Below are 7,314 nucleotides of genomic sequence, written 5' to 3'. Positions count from 1 at the left end.
TCGTGGGGGCGCACAGATCCCGGCGCCCCCACGATCCACGACCCAGGATCGACGACCCCCGCCCAGCGGAGGCCACATGAGTGAGACGACGAAGGGGCTGCGCGGCCTCGTGCTGCTCTACACCGGCGAGGGCAAGGGCAAGACGACGGCGGCCTTTGGGGTCGCATTCCGGGCCATCGGGCGCGGCTGGAACGTCTCGATGATCCAGTTCACCAAGATGGGTGAGTGGCCCAAGGGCCAGCCGCTCGGAGAGATCAGCGCGGCCGAGCGGCTGGCCCCGAACCTGGAGCTGATCCCGACCGGCATCGGCTTCGTCAACATCTTTGGCGATCCGTACACCCTCGAGGAGCACCGCGAGGCGGCCCAGAAGGGCCTCGATCTCGCCCGCGAGAAGATCGCGTCGGGCCGCTACGAGCTGGTGATCCTCGACGAGATCCTGGGGGCCGTCGATCAGGGGCAGGTCGACTTCGAGCAGCTGGTGGAGATCATCCAGACGAAGCCGCATGGCCTGAACCTGCTGCTGACCGGCCACGACGCCAACAAGAAGTACCTCGACCGGCTGCTGCCGATGGTCGATCTGGCCTCGGAGATGGTCAAGCTGAAGCACCCGTTCGACGAGGGACACCAGGCGCGCAAGGGTCTCGACTACTGACGCGACGCGGCGCCGGGTGCGCGGTGCCGGGTACCGGGCGGACTGGTCGCCTACGACCGTGCGGCCACTCCGGAGACCGGCGCGCCGGTCCCGTGGAGCGGGCTCCAGCGGAACAGCATCGCTTCGAGCTGCTCCATGCGGATCGGCTTGGTCAGGTAGTCGCTCATGCCGGCGGCGATACAGCGCTCGCGGGTCTCTTCCAGCACGTCGGCGGTCATGGCGATGATCGGCACCTGGCGGTCGATCTCGCGGATGGCGCGGGTCAGCGAGAAGCCATCCATCTCCGGCATGTAGCAGTCCGTCAGGATCACCGAGAAACGGCCATGCGCCAGGAGCCCGAGCGCCTCGGCGGCAGACTCCGCGCTGACCGGCTCGTACCCGAGATGGGTCAGCATCCGGACCGTTACCAGCCGGTTGATGCGGGCATCGTCCACGACGAGGACGGGCAACGCCCGCTCGCCGGCCGGCGGCCCGGGCAGGTCGGGCAGGGCGAGCGGCTCGGGGAACGGTCCCGGGGATGACTCACGCAGCACCGGCGCCGTGTCCTGCAGGCTGACCGGCGGCACGGGTGGCGCCGCTTCGAGATCGTGCAGCAGCCCGGCGTCCAGGCCGACGCGCGCCGTGAACCAGAAGGTGCTGCCGACGCCCGGCTCGCTCTCGACGCCGATCTCGCCGCCCATCTGCTCGACCAGCCGCCGGCAGATCGTCAGCCCCAGCCCCGTCCCACCGTAGCGGCGGGTCGTCGAGCGGTCCGCCTGGGTGAACGGCTGGAAGAGGATGCCGCGCGTCGCATCATCCATCCCGATGCCGGAATCCCGCACCTGGACGTGCAGCAGGGCGCTGTCGTCGGCGCGTTCGGCAACCGAAACGTGGACGGACACCGCGCCGCGCTCGGTGAACTTGACAGCGTTCCCGACCAGGTTGAAGAGAATCTGCCGCAGCCGAGACGGATCCCCGACGACACAGGTCGGCACATCTTCAGCCACGTGCTGGACGAGCTGCAGGCCCTTCTGCTCGGCCTGGACGGCGTGCAAGCCGAGGGCATCGGTGATGGCGGCACGCGGGTCCAACGCGGTCGATTCGAGCGCCAGCTTGCCGGCCTCGATCTTCGAGAGGTCGAGGATGTCGTTCACGATACGCAGCAGGGCGTCGCCAGAGCGGGCGATCATTTCGAGATTCGTCCGCTGCTCCTCGTCCAGCGTGGTCCCCAGCGTCAGCTCGCTCAGGCCGATGATCCCGTTGAGCGGCGTCCGGATCTCGTGGCTCATCGTCGCCAGGAAGTCCGCCTTGACGCGCATCGCCGTCTCGGCGGCATCGCGCGCGTCGGCGACCGCCGCGTACAGGCGCGCGTTCTCGATGGCCACGGCGGCCTGCGCCGCGAAGCTGTCGAGCAGGGCGCGGTCGCGGGCCGTCAGCGGCAGCGGCTCGCTGTGCATCAAGGCCATCACCGCCACCAGCCGCCCGTCGATCTCGATCGGCTGCGCGAAGTAGTGGCGGATGGACTGCCGCGCCCACCAGGACGGCGGCCCGAAGCGTTCGTCCTCCTGAATGTTGTCGATGGCGAGCGGCTCACGTTTGACAGCGACCCAGCCAGCGCCCCCCTCGCCGTAACGGATCGTCAGCATCCGGAACGGGATACCCGAAGCGGACTGCGAGAGCGCCTTGAGGTGGAGGCTCTGCTTGTCCTCATCGGCAACCCACAGCTGGACGATGACGACGTTCATCAGCGTGGCGGCCGCATCGACGATGCTCTGCAGCAGCTCGTCCATGTCCAGCGAGCGGGAGATCATCGTCGCCAGGTGGGTGAGGGTGTCCAGCCGCTCGACGTGCTGCCGCAGCGCGTCGGCGGCCTCCAGGCGCACCAACGCCCCTGAGACGGCCCCGCCAAACAGCTCAAGCTGCTCGGCATCCTCCCGCGTGAATCGGTGGCCAGCCTGCCGGGAGCTGACCGAGATCGTCCCGATCACCTCGCCGTGATCGAGCAACGGCACGGCGAGCGCCGCGAGCGCGCCGCGCTGCCCCGGGGTCGTGAGACCCTGCAGCTCCTGCTGGTAGTCGTCCACGAAGACGGGCGCCCGGCTCACGGCAGCGCGGTGGCTGGCGCTGGAGGTGGACAGCGGCAGGCCATCATCCTGTGATGGCAGGTAGCGGCGCGTGGCGATCAGCCGCTCGTGCTGCGGATCCCAGCGCGTGATGCCACCGTCGTCAGCGCCGACCACGGACACGGCCTCGCTCAGAAGCGCCGCCAGGAGGGCGTCACGATTGGTCTCTGACGCGACGCGCCGGGTGGCCCGCAACAGGATCTCGCGGCGGTCCAGCGCAGCCATGAGCTGAACGTGCTGCTTGCGGAGATCGTCGCTGGCCCGCTCGAACGCGCCGACCATACGGTCTATCGCGCTGCCGACGCGGCCGACCTCGTCGCCGCCCCGCAGGCCCGAACGATGCGCCAGATCCCCGGACGACCAACGGTCGGCGGCAGCCGTCAGGCGGCGCAGCCGAAGGACCGTCCGCCGCCACAGCGCGGAGAGGATCAGCCCCGTCATCAGCGCGATCAGCAAGTGGGCGAGCGTCATCTGGCCGGCCGCCCGGTACACCGGCTCCAGCAGGATCGGCAGCGGCGCTTCGACCAGCACGGCCCACGGCACACCGTCGAGCGGATGCCAGATCATCAGCCAGTCACCGTTGCCGGGCTGAGAGAGACGCGAGACCTGCTCGCCCGCCTGCATCCGGGCCAGCTGGGCCGGCGACACCTGATCCTGCACGGCTGTCGCTGCCACCGAACTCACGAGGGCACGTCCCGACCGGCGATCCACCAGGGTCAGCCGGCTGGTCTCGGGCAACGGCACATCAGCGAGAATCGTCGCGAGGCGGGACGATTTCAGCCCGACAATCATCAGGCCGCGCCGGTCTGGCGCTCGCTCGTCCTGCACGGGCACGGCCACCGGCAGCACGGCGTCGCCGGTCCGGAGCGCCTGGAGCGGCTCCGACGACACGCTGACCTGGCCAGTCGCGAGGGCTTCCTGGGCGTACAGGCGCTCTCGCACGCTGACACGGGGGCCGTCAACGTAGTTCGAGGCTCCGTGCTGCTCGAGATCCGGCGAGGCGAACACCAGCGCATTGACGCTCTGATTCGGCACGGCCAGCGCCCGCAGCAGCATGTCCCGGTCCGCATCCGAGCCGTCCCAGAATAGCGGCAGCTGTTCGACCGTCCGGGCCAGGGCTGCCACATGGCGCAGACGCTCGTCCATCTCGTTGGCGGCACGCTCGGCCAGGGTCGCCGTCGTGGTGATGACCCGCGCCTCGGTGCTCATGACCGTGGCGCGCGTCTGCCCGAGCGACACGGCAAGCGACGCGAGTGTAATCGCGACAAAGAGGGCCAGAATCCCCGACGCCGTTCCCAGGCGGTCGAGAAACGTCACGAGCCGTCCGCGTCGGGTCACTCAGCAGGCTCCCAGATCAAATGTACGAGCAGCGCGCCGCCGCACCGGTCAGCACGCCGTACGATACCGGTCAACGCGCTGTACAGAAGTGGAGGGATGGGTCGAGTCTCCGCAACGAAAGCCCGGGCACGGCGACGAATATGAGAGACCGCTCAGGGCGCTCCTGCTGCACCGTGAGGACGCTATTCTGCGATAACCATCTGGTCGCGGCCGCCGGACTTCGCCAGGTAGAGCGCTTTGTCCGCACGCTCCAGCCAGGAGTCGGCCTCTTCACCGCGTTTCAGCTCGGCCAGGCCGATGGACGCCGTCAGCCCGAAGGACGTCTCGCCGTGGCTGACGGCAATAGACCGAATGCCCTCAAGGAAGCGCTGTGCAAGCCGCTCGCTCTGGTTGAGCCGCGTCTGGGGCAGGATCACGACCAGCTCGTCTCCGCCGTACCGGGCGATGAAGTCGCTGCGGCGGGGAAAGCTGCGGACGAGGTAGTCTGCAAAGACGCGCAGGGCTTCGTCGCCGGCGCGGTGGCCGTACTGGTCGTTGACCAGCTTGAGGTTGTCGAGGTCGGTCATCAGCAGGCAGGACGGCTGCGCCGAGAGCGCACCGACGCGGTGCAGCCGCATGAACGTCTTGTCGAACGCGCTACGGTTGAAGACGCGCGTCAGCCCGTCCAGGCTGCTCTCGTGCTTGACCTCGTGCAGCTCCTCGGAGAGCGCGGCGATCTTCAAGTCGAGCTCGAGGATCTGGGAGCGCACGCGCTGCCCGCGCTCGTCGAGCAGCCGCGCCAGCAGGTCGGCGATCGTTCGCACCTCGGTCTGGAGCAGGTCGAGGGATCGGATGCTGGCGGCAGCGCGCAACCGCCCCACCTGATCCGCGACGCCACGGTCGGTGTCCTGATCCTCGACGAGCGTGGTGGCGAGCCGCTCGGTCAGATCGGCGATGACCTCGCGCAGGTCGCCGATGCTCCGGGCGATGTACTCGGCCTCATCCTGGCGGCGCTTGAGCACGAAGTGGCGCGCACCGATCCAGTCGCGCTCGGCGGACCGGGGCGGGGCGGCGCCCGGCGGGCCGCTCCGCTGCTCGCCGGGGTGTGGGCCGCCGATGGCCAGGTGCTCGGCCCAGGTCTCGCACTGCCGCCGGAAGGCGAAGGCGTCCACCCCGGTGATGTCGAAGGCGTAGCGGCCCAGCGCACGCAGCATGCTGACCACGGTGTCCAGCGCCGCGTCCGCATACTCGGCGGGGCTGCTGGGCGGAGCGCTCGCGCCGGGGCCGCCGACCGGCCCGAGCCGGACATCGCTGTCCGGCTCGTCGTCATGGGCGGCCTTTTTCTTCCAGAACACGCTCTGCCTCACACCGAGTTGGGGGCTGCGCCACCAGTACACATCATAGGTGACGTCCTGGCTGCCCGTCAGTTCGCGTTCCTGACGTTACGAGCATACCGTTAGGGGGCAACCGAGATCCTGCCCATCCGCGTACAGGAACGGTCGAAACCGTCGTGGCGAGGATGGCTCCGGTGGACTCGCGCCACTGCCCGTCCGTACAACGCACGCCGCGAGCGGTCTTCGAGCATCACTCGAACAGATGCGAGACGCCTTCGCCGCGCTCGATCTGCTCGCCAGCGAGCACCTGCACGAGGGTGTGCCCACAGGCGTAGCTCAGGTACTCCAGTCGCTCGCGCCGCCGGGGTCTGGCGTCGGCGGCGTCAGCAGGGGCGCTGACCAGGGCGGCATCGCGCCGGGGCTTCTCCTTGTCGGCGGTTGCGCTGAACAGCAGGAAGATGCTGACGGTGTTGCAGGTCGGGCACTTCTGCCGCCGCAGGAACGGATCGAGGGCCAGGGCCTGCTCGTCGCCCTGGGAGAAGACGTACAGTCGCCGGTTCTCCAGCGGCTCACGGGTCGCAAACACGCCCCGGTCGAAGGAGGAGTACGCGCCGGTGCAGCGCTCATAGGCGTACTCGAACGCGCCGTGCTCGTAGGTCATCGAGTTGAGGAAGACGAGCGGATACTCCTTCAGGAAGCCGACGGCGTCGAGGATCGCAGCGAGGTGGTGCTGGATGCCGAGGCGCGGCTCGCCGTTGGGCAGCCGCTCCTCCGGGCGCCCCTCGAAGTCGCGCCGGAACGTCTCGTCGTCCCAGACGCCCTCCGCGCCGTGCTTCAGCCGGTTCCGGTAGGTGGTGAGGGCCTGCAATGCCCGGCCACACGCCGAACGGCCGCCCTCGCGCCGGACGTGCAGATCCACGACGCCCGGCACGAACGGCGCGGCATCCTGAGCGGCGTAGGCTTTGAGAACGCGCGGGCACATGTCGAGCAGCAGCCCGAGCGTCGGGCGGCGGAACGCTGCCACCACCATCTGATCGACATCTGGCGTGCGAATCGTGGGCCGGCGCAGGTAGTCCGCCAGGAGCAGGAAGAGGGTGTACTTGACGGTCAGCTCGAACACGTCGAGCGCCAGCAACATCTTGCGATCCCACTGGTCTTCGACCAGCAGGCGGCGGGCCAGCACGGCCAGCGGGTGTGGCGCGTACAGCACCAGCCGTTCGACGAGATCGGCCAGAGAGGCCTCGCCGTCCGGAGCGCCGAAGTCAACCTGCCCGGCCGCCGAGCGGACCAACGCGATCTCGGCGGGGGTGGCGCGGGCGCTCAGGTGGGCCAGCCGCTCGGTGGTGTCCGCGAGGCGGTCGTTGTAGCCGCGCAGGATCTGGAGCGCCACGGTGGGGAACTGGCCGATGACGCTCATGAGCGTGTCCCGGTCGATGGCCAGGTAGTCGAGATCCGTGGCGGCGCGGATCGTCGCGCTGCGGGGGGCTTCGCCGATCAGCGCCATCTCGCCAAAGTAGGCGCCGCTCTCCAGGCGGCCCAACTCCGTCTCGCGGTCGCCGGCCGCCTTGGTCAGCGTCACGGTGCCGCGCAGCACCACGTACATCTCATGGCCACCGTCGCCCTCGCGGCAGAGCACCTGCCCAGCCGCGGCCACGCGGCGGGTCACCGTGCGCGCCAACGAGCGCAGGTTCTGATCGGTCAGGGACTGGAACAGCGGGATGGCGCGAAGGTCGTTCGGATCGGCGAAGGCGCGGTCCTCGGCCGCGGGACTCTCGCTGGCCCGGCCCGCCTCAGGACGCGCCGGAACGCCGGCCGTGCGCGGTCCGGCCCGGCCGGCTCCGGGTACGATGGCATCGGCTGGCCGGTGTGAACCAGGACCTTGTCCAGCGTGTGTCACGGCAACATCCCG

The 7,314-nt window shown here is 69.5% G+C and carries 4 protein-coding genes; 1 reads left to right on the top strand and 3 read right to left on the bottom strand.

The genetic code is table 11. The features are described from left to right. Window positions 1–76 precede the first annotated feature (76 nt). Window positions 77–652: a cob(I)yrinic acid a,c-diamide adenosyltransferase gene (locus IT306_14980; protein MCC7369732.1), complete on the top strand. Its 576-nt coding sequence runs from the start codon at window positions 77–79 to the stop codon at window positions 650–652. Between the two features lie 50 nt (window positions 653–702). On the opposite strand, the gene IT306_14975 is transcribed toward IT306_14980, so the two are convergent. From IT306_14975 to IT306_14965, 3 genes are all read right to left on the bottom strand, one after another. Further along, window positions 703–4,092: a GAF domain-containing protein gene (locus IT306_14975; GenBank protein MCC7369731.1), complete on the bottom strand. Its 3,390-nt coding sequence runs from the start codon at window positions 4,090–4,092 to the stop codon at window positions 703–705. Between the two features lie 182 nt (window positions 4,093–4,274). Then, the gene (locus IT306_14970) at window positions 4,275–5,426 is read right to left on the bottom strand and encodes a GGDEF domain-containing protein (protein MCC7369730.1); all 1,152 of its coding nucleotides are present in this window, start codon (window positions 5,424–5,426) and stop codon (window positions 4,275–4,277) included. Between the two features lie 229 nt (window positions 5,427–5,655). After that, window positions 5,656–7,302, bottom strand: coding sequence for a cyclic nucleotide-binding domain-containing protein (locus IT306_14965; GenBank protein MCC7369729.1), 1,647 nt, complete (start codon window positions 7,300–7,302; stop codon window positions 5,656–5,658). Between the last annotated feature and the right edge of the window lie 12 nt (window positions 7,303–7,314).

It is taken from the genome of Chloroflexota bacterium (assembly GCA_020850535.1).
GTDB lineage: Bacteria > Chloroflexota > UBA6077 > UBA6077 > JACCZL01 > JADZEM01.
Note: the sequence above shows the minus strand (reverse complement) of the source record. Positions and strands in the feature narration are given on the sequence as shown.